Raw genomic sequence first — 18371 nt, 5'->3', positions numbered from 1 at the left:
AATTCGGAAAGTGAAAAAAAGGACAAGAAGACGCGCTCAGCTCAGGGTCTGCAGACCCCGGCTGAGATCGCGCTGAAGATCACCCACATCTTCCAACCCCACGGCCAGGCGGATCAGCCCCTCGCCGATGCCTGCGGCCTGCCGCTGCGCTTCGCTCAGGCGGCCATGCGTGGTCGTCGCGGGGTGGGTGATGGTGGTCTTGGTGTCGCCCAGATTGGCGGTGATGGAGCAGATGCGGGTGTGGTCGATGAGGTGAAACGCCCGCGCTTTGGCCTGCTGCGCATCGTCGGCCTTGAGCTCGAACGACAGCACGGCACCCCCGGTCTTTTGCTGACGCATGGCCAACGCATGCTGCGGATGGGTATCGAGGCCGGGATAGAACACCCGGCCGATAGCAGGCTGGGCCTGCAGCCATTGCGCCATGGCGATTGCAGCAGAGCTGTGCGCCATCATGCGCACACCCAGGGTTTCCATGCCCTTGAGCACCACCCAGGCATTGAAGGGCGAGAGCGACAGGCCGATGGTGCGCTGCACGGGCAGCAGCTTGTCGTGGATCGGCGCGGCTTTGCCGCACACCGCGCCTGCGATCACCCGCCCCTGTCCATCGAGGTATTTGGTGCCGGAATGAATCACCCAGTCGGCGCCGAAATCGAGGGGACGCTGCAAGGCCGGTGAACAAAAGCAGTTGTCCACCACCAGTTGGGCGCCAGCGTCGTGCGCCAGATCGGCCAGCGCGGCGATGTCGCAGACCTCGGTCAGCGGGTTGGACGGCGTTTCGGCAAACAGCAGCCGGGTATTGGGCCGCAGGGCCGCCGCCCATTGCGTCACGTCGGTTTGCGAAACAAACGTGGTCTCCACGCCGAAGCGGGCCAGTTCGCGGCCGAACAGATTGATCGTGGAGCCGAACACCCCTTGCGAGCAGATCACATGATCGCCGGCCTTGAGCAGCGCCATCGCCAGCAGCAGAATGGCGGCCATGCCACTTCCCGTGGCCATGCAGCCTTCCGCCCCTTCGAGCGCGGCAAGCCGCTGCTCGTAGCTGGAGACAGTGGGATTGGAAAAACGCGAATAGACAAAACCGTCCTGCTCCCCGGCGAAACGGGCGGCCGCGGTCGCCGCATCGGGATGCACGAAGCTGCTGGTCAGGAACAGCGCCTCGCTGTTCTCGCCGTATTGCGAACGCGGCAAGGCCTCGCGCACGGCCAGCGTATCGAGCGCGAGCGCAGGGGCGCTTCGGTCTTGTGCTGTCATGACAGCTGCCCCTGCTCCTCGGCCCCTTGCAGGCTGAGTCGGCCGGTGTTAGGTGCCACGCCTTCGCCCCGGTTCTTGCCTTCATCGGGCGGCAAGGTGCCGGCGATGTAGCAGCCGTCGAAACACGACGCCTCAAACTCGACGATCTCGGGGTTGATCTCGCGGATCACCCGCTTCATGGCGTCGAGATCCTGGTAGATCAGCACATCGGCGCCGATGATCTGGCGGATTTCCTCGACACTGCGGTTGTGCGCCACCAGCTCCGAGGCCGTAGGCATGTCGATGCCGTAGATATTGGGATAGCGCACCGGCGGTGCGGCAGACGCCAGATACACCTTGCGCGCCCCGGCCTCACGCGCCATCTGCACGATTTCGCGCGAAGTGGTGCCGCGCACAATGGAGTCATCCACCAGCAGCACGTTGCGCCCGGCGAATTCCTGGCCGATGGCGTTGAGCTTTTGCCGCACCGACTTCTTGCGTACCGCCTGTCCGGGCATGATGAAGGTTCGCCCCACATAACGGTTCTTGACGAAGCCCTCGCGGTACGGCCGACCCAGCCTGTGCGCGAGTTGCATGGCCGACGGCCGACTGGATTCAGGAATAGGAATGACCACATCGATCTCGCTGGGTGGCAGCACCGAGATCACCCGCTGCGCCAGCGTTTCGCCCATGCGCAAACGGGCGCGGTAGACCGAAACGCCGTCGAGCGCAGAGTCTGGTCGGGCCAGATAAACGTACTCGAAGATGCAAGGATTGCGCTGCGGCTCGGCCGCGCACTGCTGGCTGTGCAATCGGCCTTGCAGATCGACGAAAATCGCCTCGCCCGGCGCGATGTCGCGCTCGAACTTGTAGCCGGTGCCTTCCAGCGCGACCGACTCGCTCGCCACCATCACCTCGCCGCTCTCGCCCGCGGTACCGAAGCACAGGGGGCGAATGCCGAAGGGATCGCGAAAAGCCAGCAAGCCGTGCCCGGCAATCAGCGCCACCACGGCGTACGAACCGCGCAAGCGCAGGTGCACCGCGCGCACCGCGGCGAAAATATCGTCACTCGAGAGCGGCAACCCGTGGGTGCGGCGCTCGATCTCGTGCGCCAGCACGTTGATCAGCACCTCGGTGTCCGACTCGGTGTTGATGTGGCGGTGATCGTTATTGAACAGCTCGCGCTTGAGCGCCACCGCGTTGATCAGATTACCGTTGTGCGCCAGCACCAGACCAAACGGCGCGTTGACGTAGAACGGCTGCGCCTCTTCCTCGCTTTCGGCGTTGCCCGCGGTTGGATAGCGCACCTGGCCGATACCGTAATCGCCCGGCAGCGCGCGCATATTGCGAGTACGAAACACATCGCGCACCATGCCACGCGCCTTGTGCATATAGAGCTTGGAACCCGAGCCGGTGACGATGCCCGCAGCGTCCTGACCCCGATGCTGCAACAGCAGCAGCGCGTCGTACAGAAGCTGGTTCACGGGTTGCTGCGAAATGACGCCGACGATGCCGCACATGGGAGTGGTCTTTCAGGAAACGAGGGGAGAGCCAAACACTTCAGCCTTGCGGCAAATGGGTGACGAAAGCGGCGGGCAGCCAAGGGCGAATGGCCAGCAACAAAGACTGCGCCGGCGGAATGAGCACCGCCGTTTTCCACATCGCGCTCTGCGCCAGCGCCGTCTGCGCGCCAAGGGCGACGAGCAACAACGACAACGCCACGCCCTTCACCAGACCGATCAGCGCGCCCATGCTGCGGTCAAAAATACCCAGTCCGCTTGCACGCAACAGCAAACGCAGCACCGAGGCGAGTATGCCCGCGCTCAGCACCACCACGATGAAACACATCGCATAGGCCGCCAACAGGCGCATATCGATATTGTCGATGGCCTGCAAATACCTTGCACCCAGGCTGGGCGCGAAGTGCGCCGCAAACCAGACGCCCCCGATCCAACCCAGCAAGGTGACGATTTCATACACGGCGCCGCGCAACAAGCTGATCAGCACGCTCAAACCCATGACGACGAGCAGGAACCAGTCCAGCGGACTCACAGCGTCAGCACCGCACCGCTGAGGCCCAGCGCCTGCAATTTGTGCAAGGCCCGCTCGGCTTCATCGCGCGTGGCAAAGGGGCCGATGCGCACCCGAACCCGCTTGCCCTGCGCAGTATCGACCACCTGGGTATAGGTCTTGAATCCGGCTTTTTCAATTTTGGCCCGCACGGACTGGGCGGCATGCGCGTCGGCAAACGCGCCTGCCTGCACCACAAATCGCGCCTTCGAGGGGGCGGCGTCTTCCTGCACCGCGTGCTTTTTATTCGCCAGCGCTGCCTCGGCCTGCGCGGTGGAAATCTGGTCGGGCGATTTGCCTTCGAGCGCTGCAAGGGCCTGGCGCGCACTGGCCAGTTGCCGTGCCTGCTCGGGTGTCGGGGCGGGTGGCTTGGGTGCTGGCGGGGGGACAACCGGCTCCGCCTGCTGTACCGGACTGGGTTTGGGTGCTGCGGGTATTGGCTGAGGCGCCGGTTTCGAGGCCACCACCGGCTCGGGCGGAACTGGCGCGGGGGCCGCGGCCACCGCGCTCGCCGCATGCGCCACGGCCGCGCGTTCGCCCGAGGGCACGGCCACGCTGGACGCCGCAGGCAGCATGGGCGCGGAAGCGGGCACCGCCAGGCCCGGCGCCTTGCTCTGCGAGGGAATATCGAGCGCGATGTTCGACGGCACCGGTTTGGGCTTGGAGTCGAACACCAGCGGAAACACGATCACCCCGAGCAGCACCAGCGCCACTGCGCCGATCAGCCGCCGACGCGCGCGCGCTCGCAGACTGTCCTGGCTTTGCGAATCGGAGTCATCGCCTCTGGAGGAGCGACGGGCGGAATTACGGGGAGCGCCAAAGGTCATTGCGGGGAGGAAACGAGATGCTTGCCGTGAAGTCGGGGCAGCCCCTCCTGCATCACACCGCCCACGGTGTAGAAGGAGCCGAACACCACGATTCTATCGACCAGCTCCACGGCAGCCGCCGCTGCGCGCAGCGCCTGCAAGGGGTCGGGGTGCTGGGCGATGCGGGCGTCTGGCTTCAAGGCGAGCAGGTGAGCCGCCAGCTCTTTTGCCGACGCGGCTCGCGGCGTCGGCAAGTCGCAAAGATGCCAGACGTCGATCAGCGGCAACATGCGGCGCAACATGCCGGGGATGTCTTTGTCGGCCATGGCGCCAAACACCGCGTGGGTGACGGGAAAGTAGCCCATGCTGTCGAGGTTTTCCGCCAGCACGGCGATGGCGTGCGGGTTGTGGCCCACATCGAGCACCAGCGTGGGCTGCCCCGCCAGCACCTGAAAGCGCCCGGGCAGCTCCGCTCGCGCAAAGCCTTCGCGCACCGCCTGCGCCGCAACCGGCAGGGCGGCCTTCAAGGCCTCTAGCGCGGCGAGCACGCCGCTGGCGTTGAGGAGTTGATTGGCGCCGCGCAGCGCCGGAAACGCCAGGCTGTGCCGACGCTGCGCGCGCCCCTGCCAGCCCCATTGCTGCGGCAGGTGGGTGTAGTGAAAGTCGCGTCCGGCCAGCCAGAGATCGGCGCCGATGTCCTCGGCGTGAGCCCGCACCGACTGCGGCGCCTGCGGGTCGCTGACGATGGCGGGCTTCGCGGCCCGCATGATGCCCGCCTTCTCGCGGCCGATGGACTCCCGGTCCGGGCCGAGAAACTCCATGTGATCGAGGTCGATGCTGGTGATGATGGCGCAGTCGGTGTCGATGACGTTCACCGCATCGAGCCGCCCGCCCAGCCCGACTTCGAGAATGACGGCGTCGAGCCGCTGGCTGGCGAGCAGCGACAGAATGGCCAGGGTGGTGAACTCGAAATAGCTCAAACTCACCGCCGCGCCGCCCTCGCCTGCGGTCAGCCGGGCCTGCTCGACAGCGGCGAAATGCGGCAGCAAGTCCTGCGCATTCACCGTCTGCCCTGCGATGCGGCAGCGTTCCTCGAAATGCACCAGATGCGGCGAGTTGTAGACGCCCACGCGGTAGCCCGCCGCCATGAGAATGGCTTCGAGCATGGCGCAGGTCGAGCCCTTGCCATTGGTGCCCGCCACAGTGATGACCGGGCAGGTGAATTGCAACTGCATGGCCGCGCGCACCGCCTGCACGCGCTCAAGCCCCATGTCGATCACGCGGGCATGCAGCGACTCGGCGTGCGCTAGCCAGCCGTCCAGAGTGTGGGGTGTGGGAGACATACGCAAAGCCCGTCGCCCGCTGCTGCGAACGAAGGGAGAGTCTGAGGAAATCAGGAAGCGATCGCGTCGGCAGGCTGACGCAGCAGCATGGCCAGCATTTGCGCGAGTTCGCCGCGCAGTTCACGGCGGTCAACGATACGGTCCACCGCGCCCTTTTGCAGCAGAAACTCAGCGCGCTGGAAACCCTCAGGCAGCTTTTCGCGCACGGTGTTTTCGATCACCCGCGGGCCGGCAAAACCGATCAGCGCCTTGGGTTCGGCCAGCACCACATCGCCGATGAAGGCAAAACTGGCCGACACCCCGCCCATGGTCGGGTCGGTGAGTACGCTGATGAACGGCAGCCCGGCGGCGGACAGGCGGGTGAGCGCGGCATTGGTCTTGGCCATCTGCATCAGGCTGAGCAAGCCTTCCTGCATGCGTGCGCCGCCCGTGGCGGTAAAGCAAATGAAAGGCACCTTCTGCTCGATGGCCGCCTGCACCCCGCGCACGAAACGCTCGCCGACCACGGAGCCCATGGAGCCGCCCATGAACTCGAACTCGAAACAGGCCACCACCACCGGCAGGGTCTGGATGGCGCCACCCATGACGATCAGCGCGTCGGTCTCCTGGGTGTTTTCCAGCGCCTCCTTGAGGCGATCGGGATATTTGCGGCTGTCCTTGAATTTCAGCGGATCGATGGGCAACACTTCCTGACCGATCTCGTACCGGCCTTCAGGGTCGAGCAACGCGTCGAGCCGAGCCCGTGCACCGATGCGCAGGTGGTGGCCGCACTTGGGACAGACGTTCTGGTTGAGCTCCAGATCCGATTTGTAGAGCACGGTTTCGCAAGACGGGCACTTGATCCACAGGCCTTCGGGCACCTGGCGCCGATCCTGCGGGCTGGTCTGTTGAATTTTGGGAGGGAGGAGCTTTTCCAACCAACTCATAGGGTCTCCTTAAGCGTCGAGCGCCTGGCGAATGTCTTGGATGAAGCCGCGCGCAACGTCCGCCGCCTGTTCTGCGGTCTGCGCCTCCATCAATTCGATCAGTCGCGAACCAATGACCACGGCATCGGCCAGCTGGCCGATCGCGCGCGCAGTCTGCGCATCGCGAATGCCGAATCCTACTCCCACGGGCACCTGCACATGAGCGCGTATGCGAGGCAGCATGGCCGCCACGGCTGAGGTGTCGAGATGGCCCGCGCCGGTCACGCCCTTGAGCGAGACGTAATACACATAGCCGCTGGCGATACGGCCCACATCGGCCATACGCGCGTCCGTGCTGGTGGGGGCGAGCAGAAAGATCGGGGCGATGTCTGCGGCCTTGAGCGCCGCGGCAAAAGCCTCGCTTTCCGCGGGCGGGTAATCGACGATGAGCACGCCATCCACGCCCGCAGCCTTGGCCGCAGCCACAAAGGCCTCCACGCCGTAGCGCTCCACCGGGTTGGCGTAACCCATCAGCACCACGGGGGTGACGGCATCGGTCTGGCGGAAATCGCGCACGAAATCGAGCACCTGGGGCAGCCCGATGCCTTTTGCAATGGCCCGCTCGGTGGCGCGCTGTATCACCGGGCCGTCGGCCATGGGATCGGAAAACGGCACGCCGAGCTCGATCACATCGGCCCCGCCCTGCACCAGGGCGTGCATCACCTCAACGGTGACTGAAGGCGCGGGATCGCCTGCAGCGATGTAGGGAATGAGCGCCTTGCGATTCTGGGCGCGAAGCTGGGCGAAGCGTTGGTCGATGCGGTTCATGTCGGTTCCGCGCGGCCGCCCCGAAGGAACCGACACCCCCTCGGGGGGAGATGAGCGCAGCGAATCAGGGGGCTGTTTCATTTTGTGACTCCGGACTGGCGGGCGAACAGGGTGTCGAAGCTCACGCCTTCGCGCTCGGCCACGGTGTTGATGTCTTTGTCGCCGCGCCCCGAGAGATTGACCAGAATGTTCTGGTCGGGACGCATTTGCGGCGCCAGCTTGATGGCATGCGCCAGAGCGTGGCTGGATTCCAGCGCTGGGATGATGCCCTCGATGCGGCACAGTTCGTGGAAGGCCGCCAGAGCCTCGTCGTCGGTAATGCCGACGTACTCGGCTCGCCCGAGATCTTTGAGCCAGGCATGCTCGGGGCCGACACCGGGATAGTCGAGCCCAGCGGACACGGAATGCGTTTCGATGATCTGACCGTTGGCGTCCTGCAGCAAATAGGTGCGGTTGCCGTGCAGCACGCCAGGCGTGCCTGCGGACAGCGAGGCCGCGTGCTTACCCGTGTCCAGCCCCAGACCGGCGGCTTCAACCCCGATCAGCCGCACCGATTCATGGGGAATGTAGGGATAGAAAATGCCCATGGCGTTGCTGCCCCCGCCCACGGCGGCGATCACCGCATCGGGCTGGCGGCCGGTCATCTCGGGCATCTGCTCCAGGCATTCGTCGCCGATGACCCGCTGGAAATCGCGCACCATCTGCGGGTAGGGATGCGGCCCCGCGACGGTGCCGATGATGTAGAAGGTGTCTTCGACATTCGTCACCCAGTCGCGCAGCGCTTCGTTAAGCGCATCCTTGAGCGTTTTGCTGCCCGACTCGACCGGCACCACACGCGCGCCCAGCAGATTCATGCGATAAACATTGGGCGATTGGCGCTTGACGTCTTCGCTGCCCATATACACCACGCATTCCATGCCATAACGTGCGGCAATAGTGGCCGTAGCCACGCCGTGCTGTCCCGCGCCGGTTTCGGCGATGACGCGCGGTTTGCCCATGCGACGGGCCAGCATGGCCTGGCCGATGGTGTTGTTGATTTTGTGAGCGCCGGTGTGATTGAGGTCTTCGCGTTTGAGGTAGATGCGCGCGCCGCCGAGTTTGTCGCTCAGGCGAGCGGCGTGATACACCGGGCTGGGACGGCCGACGAAATGCTTGAGTTCGTAGCGGTATTCGGCCAGGAACTGCGGGTCGTTTTTGTAATGGTCGTAAGCCGCCTGAAGCTCTTCCAGCGCGTGGCTCAGGGTTTCGGCAATGAAGCTGCCGCCGTAGGGGCCGAAATGGCCGCTGGCGTCGGGATAGGCATAGTCAAACATGGTGGGGTCTCGTCTGGCGCCGGGCGGAAGCTGGGCCCGCGCGCGATCTACAGGTCTGCAGCGCGAACCGCGGCGATGAACTCGGCGATGCGCTGCGCGCTCTTGATACCCTTGGACGCTTCGACGCCGGAACTGACGTCAACCGCCCACGGGCGCACCTGCCGGATGGCATGCGTCACATTTGCAGCATGCAACCCACCAGACAAAACGAGGGGAAGCGCGACGTTTGCGGGAATGCGTGACCAATCGAAAACCTCGCCGCCCCCGCCGTATCCGGGCTGATCCGTGTCCAGAACGAGGGCGTGTGATGTGGAAAAACGAGAAGCGAAGTCTAACAAATCCAGCCCTTCTCGCATGCGCGCCGCGCGAATGTAGGGGTGGTGATAGCGGGCACAGTCTTGCGGGGTTTCATCGCCGTGGAACTGCAACAGCGCGGGACGAATCTGGTCGATCACCTCTTCGACAAGATCTGGCGCGGCATTCACAAACAGGGAGACGACCGAGACAAAAGGCGGCAGGCTGAACGCGATGTCGCGCGCCTGCGCGACGCTCACGTTGCGCGGGCTGGGCGGATAAAACACCAGGCCGATGGCATCTGCGCCGTTGTGAGCCGCCGCCTGCGCGTCTTCCACCCGGGTAATGCCGCAGATTTTGATGCGGGTTCGGTGGTGCGGGGCGGGCGAGAGCGGCAGGGGGGGCGGCATTTCGGACATCGGAGATCAGATCGTCAGGCCGATCCGGGTGGGTGGCGAGGGAAGGTTGAATTCTGCCGGGTAATCCGGGCCGAGGAAATAAAGCCCGTCGGGCATGAAGGTCGGCGCCGCCAGGCGGCGGTCGCGGCTGGCCAGAACTTCGGCGAGCCAACTCACCGGCTCGGAGCCATTGCCCACGGCCAGCAGACTACCCACGATATTGCGCACCATGTGGTGCAAGAAGGCGTTGGCACGCAGGTCGAACACCAGGGTGTGACCATGACGCGCAATCTCAATCGCATGCAGCGTCTTGACCGGGCTCAGCGCCTGGCATTCGCTGGAGCGAAATGCGCTGAAATCATGCTCACCGAGCAGGCACTGCGCAGCAACGCGCAAAAGGTCGAGATCGAGCGGGCGATGCGTCCAGCCCACCCGCGCGTGATCGAGCGCCGGGCGCACGGGATGGTTGCGCAGCACATAGCGATATCGGCGCTGATAGGCACTGCGGCGGGCGTCAAAAGTCTGTGGCAGATCGGTTCGTGCCCATTGCACCGCCATGTCGCGTGGCAGAAAGGCATTGACCCCGCGCACCCAGGAGGACGGCTCACGCTGCAAAGGCGTATCGAGGTGCACCACCTGGCCGAGGGCATGCACCCCAGCGTCGGTGCGTCCGGCGCAGACAGTGCGAGTCGGAAAGCCCAGAAACTGCGCGAGCGCCCGCTCCAGAAAGTCCTGCACCCCGCAGCCGCCCGGCTGACTCTGCCAGCCGCAGTACGAGGTACCTCCGTAACTCAGGCCCAACGCGACTCGGAGCAGAGGACGCCCGACTTGCGGGCCGGATGAGTCTGAAGAATCAGCGGCCAATCTTGTCCAGCATGTCCTGCGCGCGTTTTTTGAGTAGCGGGTCGCCTTCGGCAATCACCTCACCCAGCAGGTTGCGCGCCGATTCGTTATCGCCGATGGCCATGCTTTCTGCCGCGAGTTCCAGACGAAGATCGAGCGAGGGCCTGGACTCGCTGAACTGCGGCTCCAGCTTGGGCGGTTCGGTATGCGATTCCTCGAGCGATTTGACTTCGTTGTCCTGCAGGGAAATGCTGCTCAGATCGAACTCAAGTGCGTTGTCATGTACGGCAGCTTTCGTGGTCTCAGCGGCAGTCTCAGCGGCACCGAGCGTCGAGGCGGGCGCGCCAAAATCGGACGGCATATTGAAGTCTAGGCCGCCCGGCAATAAGAAATCAGCATCCGCAGCTTTGCCGGGTTCTTTTTCGGGCGTCGGCTGCACGCTGGGGAATGCCGAGGGCACCTCGATTTCGGGCAGAGAGGGAACGGCGGGTGACGCAGTCGCCGCTGCTGGAGCCGGTTCGCCCATCGGCAAGCTCAGATCCAGGTCCAGATGCTCGGGCATCGGCGTCTTGGCCGCGGCCGTTTCCACGCCCGAAAGCATTTCGGTGCTGGGCAAGGTTTGCGGAGTCAGCGCAGCCAAAGCGGTGGGGGTGGCCACCGGGAACTCTGTCTGCGGCATGGTCGACGGCGCGCCCAGCGTGCTGGGGAGCACGGTGTTGTGATACAGCGGGTTGACCGGGTCGAGACTGCGACCGAGATCTTGAGCGCGTTTCCAGTCTTCGCCCACACCCTGCGTCAACGCAAAGAGTTCTGCGGCGCCCACTTCGAAGGAGCGGGAATCCTTGCGTTTGGCATAGATTTCCAGCAGTTTGAGCCGCGCTGCCAGACGGTCGGGGTTGGTCTTGACGGCCTCCTTGAGGATTTCTTCGGCCTGCAGATCGCGGCCGTAGGCCAGATACACATCGGCCTCGGCCACCGGATCGACATCATTGGTGTCGAGCTGGCTGGAGGAGAAGGTGGAGCTCATATTGCCATTGCGCGTATCGACGCGCTCGCCACCCGTGCCGCCAAAAAAGCTGTCGGCCACACTCATGCGACTATCGAAGACCGACACGTCGCGCTGCGACTTTGCCGCCTTCTTGCGCTGCGCCAGCCAGGCGAGCAACAGCAGCAGAATCACCAAAGCGCCGCCCACAGGCAACAGCAAGGGGTTTGAAAGCAGACTGCTAAAGAAACTCTCCTGCTCGACAGGGGCGGGCTTGACGACCTTCGGGGGCACAGGCTTCGCCACTGGCGCGGGCGCAGGGGCGGATGCGGGAGCCGAAGCGGCCACAGGCGCCGACGCCGACTTGGCAGCCGATGCGGCATGCGCCGCCGAAGCGGTTGCGACGGCCGCCGCCGCGCTGGGTGCCTCGGCCGGTTTCGCAGATGCCGAGGCAGCAACCACTGGCGCGGGCACGGGGCTCTTCACCGGTACGGTCAGCGCCGCGGCAGCCTTACTTGCCACGGGGGCCACGGTTGCCGCGGGTGCGGCGGCTTGCGGTTTGGCCGCTGCGACGGTCTGCGCCTGCTTGGACAGCGCGCTAAGCTCGTCGACATTTTTCTGCAACTGCTTGATCTTCTGTTCGTCGAGCGCTTCCTGCTTCTTGTCGGCGATCTGCTGGGCCTTCTGCGTGCCAGCCACCTCGGCCTTGCTCAATTTGAGCTTGCTTTCAGCCTGCGCGCCTGTGGCAGCAGGCTCCTGAACCTGGGCTTGGACTTTGCCCGTCACCTCGCGTTGCGACTGCGGCTTGGCCTGCCCGCCCATTTCCGCCAGACGACGGCGGTAGGCGTTGAAACTCTCGCTCTGAGCCAGAACGAAACGGCGCGCTTCGGGCTGCGAAACGGCCTGCGCCTGTTCAGCGGTGGGCATTTGCAGCACGCTGCCCGTCTTCACCAGATTGATGTTTCCGTCGATGAAGGCCGACTGGTTGGCGCGGTAAATGGCCGTGAGCATCTGGTCGAGCGAGACGGACTGCACACCCGATGCGTTGGCGATTTTGCTCAGGGTGTCGCCCCGCTTGACCACATACTGGCCGGGAGCCGCAGCGGACTTGGCGGACGATTTTTTCGCATTCACCGAAGGCTGCGGCGTTTGCAGCGCGGGCGCAACCGGCATCGCCGGGGTCGGGGTGTTGGCCGCATTAGCGGCATTCGACACCGAGGGCGCCACCGGCATGGCGGGCGCGGGCGACGGTGCGGCGGTCTGCACCGGCACCTGAGTCGGTGTGGGAGCGCTCTGGAAATTGGGCGGATCGAGCAACAGGGTGTAGTCGCGGCTCAACTGACCATTGGCCCACTGCGCACGGATCAACAGATCGAGAAAGGGTTCGTTGATCGGGCTGTTGGACGTGACGCGCAGATAGGCGCGACCTTCCGGGCTGCGCTCAAGCTTGATCCGCACGCCCGACAGCGCACTGCTGTAATGCAGCTTGGCCGCCTGAAACGCATCGGGCGGCGCAACACCCACCTGCAGTGAAGACGCCTCGTCAGCGCTGATCTGGGTAATGTCGATTTCCGCCCTCAGGGGCTGGCCCAAGGCGGACTGCACCTTGATGCCCCCGAGGCCGAATGCATAAGCCTGACCAGCAGTTGCGCCCAAGGCAATTGCCAGGGCCAGACGTCGAGTGTTCTGTCGCAGCATGTCGGCTGCCCCCCAATTTTTGATCATGTCGAATGCGCGAATTTCTCTGCGGCTGCAGAACTAAATTGCGTCAAATTTCACCATATCATCAACAAATTAGGCTGACAAGTTGATGCGCCAAGACAGGCCGGTGCAAGCCCGGCGACTGTGGCATTCCGGCGATTTCGGCTGACTTGCCGTGCAAACCCGGCAGTCAACGACGCTCAAGCAGAACGCGCAGCATGCGACGCAGCGGTTCGGCCGCGCCCCACAACAATTGGTCGCCCACGGTGAACGCGCCCAGATAGTCTGGCCCCATGGCCAGCTTGCGTAGCCGCCCCACCGGGATCTGCATCGTGCCGGTCACCGCAACGGGCGTGAGTTGCTGCATGGTCGCTTCGCGCTCGTTGGGGACGACCCGAACCCAGCCGTTATCGGCCGCGATCATGTCTTCGATCTCGTCGAGCGGAACGTCTTTCTTGAGCTTGAAGGTCAGCGCCTGACTGTGGCAGCGCATGGCGCCGACGCGCACGCAAAAACCATCGACCGGCACTGCAGGCGAGCCGAACCCGGCGCCCTGCCCGAGGATCTTGTTGGTCTCCGCCCCGCCCTTCCACTCTTCGCGCGACACGCCATTGCCCAGATCCTTGTCGATCCAGGGAATCAGGCTGCCGGCCAAGGGCACGCCGAAGTGCTGGGTCTGCGCGGCGTCGAGCGCCTTTTGCTGGGCCAGCACATCGCGGTCGATGGCCAGAATGGCCGAAGCCGGGTCGTCCAGCAGCGCCCGCACCGATGCGTTGAGCGTGCCGAACTGCGTGAGCAATTCGCGCATGTGCTGCGCGCCGCCGCCCGAGGCTGCCTGATAGGTCATGCTGGTCATCCACTCCACCAGTCCGGCCTTGTAAAGCGCGCCCACGCCCATGAGCATGCAGCTCACGGTGCAGTTGCCGCCAATCCAGTTGTTGCCGCCCTTGCTCATCGCCGCATCGATGACGGGGCGGTTGACCGGGTCGAGAATGATGACGCAGTCGTCGCGCATGCGCAGGGTGGAGGCGGCGTCGATCCAGTGCCCCCTCCAGCCGGAAGAGCGCAGCTTGTCGAACACCGCCGTGGTGTAGTCACCGCCCTGCGCGGTGAGGATGATGTCGCAGCGGCGCAGTTGCTCCAAGTCATGCGCGTCCTGCAGGGTGGTTTCATTTTTCGTTTCCGCCGGGGCTTTGCCGCCCGCGTTGCTGGTGCTGAAAAACAGCGGTTCGATCAGGTCGAAATCGCCCTCTTCGCGCATGCGTTGCATCAGCACGGAACCCACCATGCCGCGCCATCCCACCAAACCCACCAAAGTCGTTGCCATCATCCGTTCCGTTATGTGTTGTCTTTCCAATGCTGCGCTCAACCCAGCGCGGCGACTACCGCGTCGCCCATTTGCGCGGTGCTGACTTTTTGCGTGCCCGGCGCGTGAATGTCGGGTGTGCGCAAGCCCTGCGCGAGCGCCTTCTGCACGGCGGCCTCGATGCGGTCGGCCTGCTCCGGCAATCCGAGCGAATGGCGCAGCATCATGGCCGCACTGAGAATGGTCGCCAGCGGATTGGCGATGCCCTGCCCGGCGATGTCGGGTGCGCTGCCGTGGCTCGGCTCATACAAGCCCTGTCCCTTTTCGTTCAGCGACGCCGACGGCAGCATGCCGATGGAGCCGGTGAGCATCGACGCCTCGTCGCTGAGAATGTCGCCGAACATATTGCCGGTGACGATGACGTCGAATTTTTTCGGCGCCTTGACGAGCTGCATCGCGGCATTGTCCACATACATATGGTCGAGCTGCACGTCCGGGTACTGCTGGCCGACTTCGGTGACGATGTCTTTCCAGAACTGGAAGGTCTCCAGCACATTGGCCTTGTCCACGCTGGTCAGGCGCTTGTTGCGGCCCTGCGCCGCCTTGAACGCCACATGCGCAATGCGCTCGATTTCCGGGCGGCTGTAGCGCATGGTGTCGAAGGCTTCGGGCTGGCCGGCGAAGGCGCCGTCGGGCGCGGTGCGGCGCCCGCGCGGCTGGCCGAAGTAGATGTCGCCGGTCAGTTCGCGCACGATGAGAATGTCCAGGCCCGACACCACTTCGGGCTTCAGGCTGGAGGCATCGGCCAGCTCGGCGTACAGAATGGCTGGCCGCAGATTGGCGAACAGGCCGAGGTTTTTGCGCAAACCCAGAATGGCCTGCTCGGGGCGCAGGTGCCGCTCCAGGGTGTCGTACTTCCAGTCGCCCACCGCGCCGAACAGCACCGCGTCGGCCGACTTGGCCAGGCTCAGGGTGGCCTCGGGCAGCGGATGGCCGCTGGCGGCATAGGCCGCGCCGCCCACGTCGGCAAATTCGAAGGTGAAGTCGAATCCGTCTTGCGCAATGCGCTGGAGCACCTTGACGGCTTCGGCAATGATTTCGGGCCCGATTCCGTCTCCGGGCAATACGGCAATTTTCATGTGTGGGAGTTGCGTGGGGGTTGCGTTACAGGATGCGGTTGTCGAGCCAGGGCATGCGCGCCAGGCGCTCGGCCTCATAGGCGCGGATCTCTTGCGCATGGCCGAGGGTGAGGCCGATGTCGTCGAGCCCGTTGATCAGGCAGTGCTTGCGGAAGTCACCCACCTCGAAAGCCAGCTCGCTGCCATCGGGCTTGACCACCACTTGCCGCGGCAGATCGATGGTGAGCGTGTAGCCGACGAAACCATAGAGTTCGTCGAACAGCCGGGCCACCTGCGCTTTCGACAACACAATCGGCAGCACGCCGTTCTTGAAGCAGTTGTTGTAGAAAATGTCGGCGTAGCTGCTGGCGATCAGGGCGCGAAAGCCGTATTGCTGCAATGCCCAGGGCGCATGTTCGCGGGACGAACCGCAACCGAAGTTGTCGCGCGTGAGCAGAATGCTCGCCCCCGCATAGCGCGGCTGGTTGAGCGCGAAGTCGGGGTTGGGTTTGCGCGTGGCAGGGTCTTGCCCCGGTTCGCCGTGATCGAGATAACGCCACTCGTCAAACAGATTCGGGCCGAAGCCGCTGCGACGGATCGACTTCAGGAACTGCTTGGGAATGATGGCGTCGGTATCGACGTTGTCGCGATCCATTGGCGCGACCAGTCCCTTGTGGACGACGAATTTTTCCATGGTGTCTTTCCGCGTTGCCGCGGCGTTCGGGTGTTATTTCGACTTATCAGCCGCGTTGGTGATGGCCTGACCACCTGCCTTGAGGTCCTGGCCCACGCCAGCCACGGTATTGCAAGCGGTCAGGGATAGCAGCGTGGCGGCAAGCAAAAGAATGGACAGCAGAGGTTTCATTTCAATCTCCTGAAAAAGTAGCGCAAATCATGACAGCTTGCGCACATCGACAAAATGACCGGCAACTGCCGCGGCCGCGGCCATCGCCGGACTGACCAGATGGGTTCGACCGCCCGCCCCCTGCCGACCTTCGAAATTGCGATTGGAGGTGGAGGCGCAGCGCTCGCCCGGCTCCAGGCGGTCGGCGTTCATCGCCAGACACATGGAGCAGCCGGGCTCGCGCCATTCAAAACCGGCGGCCCTGAAAATCTTGTCCAGCCCTTCGGCTTCGGCCTGCGCCTTCACCAACCCCGAGCCCGGCACCACGAGCGCCTGCCGAACATTCGCGGCGATATGCCGCCCGGCCAGCACCTGCGCCGCATCGCGCAGGTCTTCGATGCGCGAATTGGTGCAGGAGCCGATGAACACCTTGTCGATGCGGATATCGGCAATGGCCTTGTTCGGCTCGAGGCCCATATAGGTCAGTGCGCGTTCCATCGCCGAGCGCTTGTTGGCATCTTTTTCTTTGTCGGGATCGGGCACGCGGGCGTCGATCGGCAGCACCATTTCGGGCGAAGTGCCCCAGGTGACTTGCGGCACGAGTTCGCGGGCGTCGAGCGTGACCACGCGGTCGAACTTCGCGTCGGCGTCGGAGTGCAGGCTGCGCCAATACTGCACTGCCATGTCCCAGGCCACGCCGGTGGGCGCGAAGGGACGGCCGCGCACATAGTTGATGGTCGTGTCGTCCACGGCCACCAGCCCGGCGCGGGCGCCGGCTTCGATGGCCATATTGCACAGCGTCATGCGGCCTTCCATGCTGAGCGCAGCGATGGTGCTGCCGCCGAACTCGATGGTGTAGCCGGTGCCCCCGGCAGTGCCGATCTTGCCGATGACGGCCAGCGCGATGTCTTTGGCGCGGCAGCCCACGGGCAGCGGCCCATCCACGCGCACCAGCATGTTCTTCATCTTGGGCGCCAGCAGGGTTTGCGTAGCCAGCACATGCTCGACTTCACTGGTGCCGATACCAAAGGCCAGCGCGCCGAACGCGCCGTGGGTGCTGGTGTGCGAATCGCCGCAAACCACGGTCATGCCGGGCAGGGTGGCGCCCTGCTCCGGGCCGATGACATGCACGATGCCCTGGCGGCGGTCGTTCATGCGGAACTCGGTGATGCCATTGGCGGCGCAGTTGGCGTCGAGCGTATCAACCTGCAGCTTTGATATCGGATCGGCGATGCCTTCAGCGCGGTCGGTCGTGGGCACGTTGTGATCGGCCACTGCCAGATTCGCGCTCACCCGCCAGACCTTGCGGCCCGCGAGTTGCAGCCCTTCAAAGGCCTGCGGGCTGGTGACTTCATGCACCAGATGGCGGTCGATGTAAAGCAGCGCGGTGCCATCTTCTTCGGTGCGCACCACATGCTCGTCCCACAATTTGTCGTACAGCGTTCGGCCCATCGGCATCTCCTGCGTCTTGTTCGCGGTGTGCGCAAGACTTGTCATGAAAGGTTGATTTTAGTTGGCGCGCTTCACGCCGTGCTCGGCTGAGTTTGCAGCCATGCCACGGACAGATCGAACGATCCATCGGGCTGAACGCACATCGCCTCGCGCGCCTCCTGAGGCGCCTGCGCCCACACGTCGCGAATGGCCTGCACGCGCAGCTCTGGGGTGCGCATGCGCGCCACCCACGAGGCGAATTCCATGGTCAGACTCCAGCCCTCCATACTCGGCGCGGCAAAGCCCGCCCGCTGCAGCAGGGCGCTCCATTCGGAAACACGGTAATCGCGCACATGCGAAGCGTCGCGCAAGATCTCCACCGTCTGCAGCAGGGTGTCGCACAGCGGCGACTCCAGGGCCACGACATCGATGATGATCAGCGTGCCCTGCGGCTTGATAGCCCGGCGCATTTCGCGCAATGCGGCAGGCACATCGGGCCAGTGATGCGCTGAAAAGCGGGTGACCACCAGATCGAAGCTGGCATCGGCGAAGGGCAGTTTGTCGGCCGGACCCTGGCAAGTCTGCAGATCGTGCAGGCCGCGAGTTGCCGCCTCTTGCGCCACGATGGCGAGCATCGCGGGCGACAGGTCCAAGGCGGTGACCTGCGCGCCCGCGGCCGCCAGGGCGAAGCTGGCGTGTCCGGCCCCGCAACCGACATCGAGCGCCCGGCAGGGGTGCTCTTTTTGCACCATCGCAGCTAGACGCTGCAGATCGCGCCCCTGCGCATGAACGGCGCTGGTGAGGTAGGCGGCAGCGCTAACACCGAACTGATGCGCGGCCAAAGCGGGCTGTTTCAAGAGGGTGCTCCAAGACGATGCAAAGACGACGGAGCAAAAGATAGCCCAGCATTTTTCCTGGTACAAGATGACAAAACATCCTGGTATAAAAACCTATCA

The 18371-nt window shown here is 64.4% G+C and carries 17 protein-coding genes; all 17 read right to left on the bottom strand.

The window, feature by feature from the left end; translation table 11 throughout:
* Nucleotides 1–36: 36 nt before the first annotated feature.
* Nucleotides 37–1251 (bottom strand): O-succinylhomoserine sulfhydrylase, encoded by a 1215-nt coding sequence (locus BIO17B3_RS15135; protein WP_156054657.1) that lies wholly within the window; start codon nucleotides 1249–1251, stop codon nucleotides 37–39.
* Entirely contained in the window at nucleotides 1248–2750 is a 1503-nt protein-coding gene (purF, locus tag BIO17B3_RS15130) for an amidophosphoribosyltransferase (protein WP_156054656.1), read from the bottom strand. Before purF ends, BIO17B3_RS15135 begins: the two co-directional genes overlap by 4 nt.
* A gap of 40 nt (nucleotides 2751–2790) precedes the next feature.
* Nucleotides 2791–3282, bottom strand: a complete 492-nt coding sequence (locus BIO17B3_RS15125) for a CvpA family protein (protein ID WP_013123855.1) — start codon at nucleotides 3280–3282, stop codon at nucleotides 2791–2793.
* On the bottom strand, nucleotides 3279–4127 hold the full coding sequence (locus BIO17B3_RS15120; protein ID WP_156054655.1) for an SPOR domain-containing protein: 849 nt from the start codon (nucleotides 4125–4127) through the stop codon (nucleotides 3279–3281). The genes BIO17B3_RS15125 and BIO17B3_RS15120 overlap by 4 nt, the downstream gene beginning before the upstream one ends.
* A complete protein-coding gene (gene folC, locus BIO17B3_RS15115) occupies nucleotides 4124–5449 on the bottom strand; it encodes a bifunctional tetrahydrofolate synthase/dihydrofolate synthase (protein WP_156054654.1) in 1326 nt (441 codons plus the stop codon). The genes BIO17B3_RS15120 and folC overlap by 4 nt, the downstream gene beginning before the upstream one ends.
* Nucleotides 5450–5499: 50 nt before the next feature.
* Nucleotides 5500–6375: an acetyl-CoA carboxylase, carboxyltransferase subunit beta gene (accD, locus tag BIO17B3_RS15110; RefSeq protein ID WP_013106595.1), complete on the bottom strand. Its 876-nt coding sequence runs from the start codon at nucleotides 6373–6375 to the stop codon at nucleotides 5500–5502.
* A 9-nt stretch (nucleotides 6376–6384) separates the two neighbouring features.
* The gene (gene trpA / locus BIO17B3_RS15105; protein ID WP_156055306.1) at nucleotides 6385–7182 is read right to left on the bottom strand and encodes a tryptophan synthase subunit alpha; all 798 of its coding nucleotides are present in this window, start codon (nucleotides 7180–7182) and stop codon (nucleotides 6385–6387) included.
* Between the two features lie 77 nt (nucleotides 7183–7259).
* The gene (trpB, locus tag BIO17B3_RS15100) at nucleotides 7260–8495 is read right to left on the bottom strand and encodes a tryptophan synthase subunit beta (RefSeq protein WP_156054653.1); all 1236 of its coding nucleotides are present in this window, start codon (nucleotides 8493–8495) and stop codon (nucleotides 7260–7262) included.
* Between the two features lie 47 nt (nucleotides 8496–8542).
* Entirely contained in the window at nucleotides 8543–9208 is a 666-nt protein-coding gene (locus BIO17B3_RS15095) for a phosphoribosylanthranilate isomerase (RefSeq protein ID WP_156054652.1), read from the bottom strand.
* A 6-nt stretch (nucleotides 9209–9214) separates the two neighbouring features.
* A complete protein-coding gene (gene truA / locus BIO17B3_RS15090; protein ID WP_156054651.1) occupies nucleotides 9215–9988 on the bottom strand; it encodes a tRNA pseudouridine(38-40) synthase TruA in 774 nt (257 codons plus the stop codon).
* 52 nt (nucleotides 9989–10040) lie between these two features.
* Nucleotides 10041–12740 carry a FimV/HubP family polar landmark protein gene (locus tag BIO17B3_RS15085; RefSeq protein WP_156054650.1) on the bottom strand — a complete coding sequence of 900 codons (2700 nt, stop codon included), beginning with the start codon at nucleotides 12738–12740 and terminating at the stop codon, nucleotides 10041–10043.
* A gap of 166 nt (nucleotides 12741–12906) precedes the next feature.
* The gene (gene asd / locus BIO17B3_RS15080; RefSeq protein ID WP_156054649.1) at nucleotides 12907–14043 is read right to left on the bottom strand and encodes an aspartate-semialdehyde dehydrogenase; all 1137 of its coding nucleotides are present in this window, start codon (nucleotides 14041–14043) and stop codon (nucleotides 12907–12909) included.
* 38 nt (nucleotides 14044–14081) lie between these two features.
* Nucleotides 14082–15161: a 3-isopropylmalate dehydrogenase gene (gene leuB / locus BIO17B3_RS15075; protein WP_156054648.1), complete on the bottom strand. Its 1080-nt coding sequence runs from the start codon at nucleotides 15159–15161 to the stop codon at nucleotides 14082–14084.
* Nucleotides 15162–15186: 25 nt separating this feature from the next.
* Nucleotides 15187–15834, bottom strand: a complete 648-nt coding sequence (gene leuD, locus BIO17B3_RS15070) for a 3-isopropylmalate dehydratase small subunit (RefSeq protein ID WP_013123866.1) — start codon at nucleotides 15832–15834, stop codon at nucleotides 15187–15189.
* 33 nt (nucleotides 15835–15867) lie between these two features.
* Entirely contained in the window at nucleotides 15868–16005 is a 138-nt protein-coding gene (locus tag BIO17B3_RS15065; RefSeq protein WP_013106604.1) for an entericidin A/B family lipoprotein, read from the bottom strand.
* A gap of 27 nt (nucleotides 16006–16032) precedes the next feature.
* Complete coding sequence (gene leuC, locus BIO17B3_RS15060) at nucleotides 16033–17436, bottom strand: 3-isopropylmalate dehydratase large subunit (protein ID WP_156055305.1); 1404 nt, start codon at nucleotides 17434–17436, stop codon at nucleotides 16033–16035.
* Nucleotides 17437–17507: 71 nt separating this feature from the next.
* On the bottom strand, nucleotides 17508–18272 hold the full coding sequence (locus BIO17B3_RS15055; protein WP_156054647.1) for a class I SAM-dependent methyltransferase: 765 nt from the start codon (nucleotides 18270–18272) through the stop codon (nucleotides 17508–17510).
* Nucleotides 18273–18371: the final 99 nt, after the last annotated feature.

Source organism: Thiomonas sp. OC7, from assembly GCF_900634595.1.
Lineage (GTDB): Bacteria > Pseudomonadota > Gammaproteobacteria > Burkholderiales > Burkholderiaceae_C > Thiomonas > Thiomonas arsenitoxydans.
Note: the sequence above shows the minus strand (reverse complement) of the source record. Positions and strands in the feature narration are given on the sequence as shown.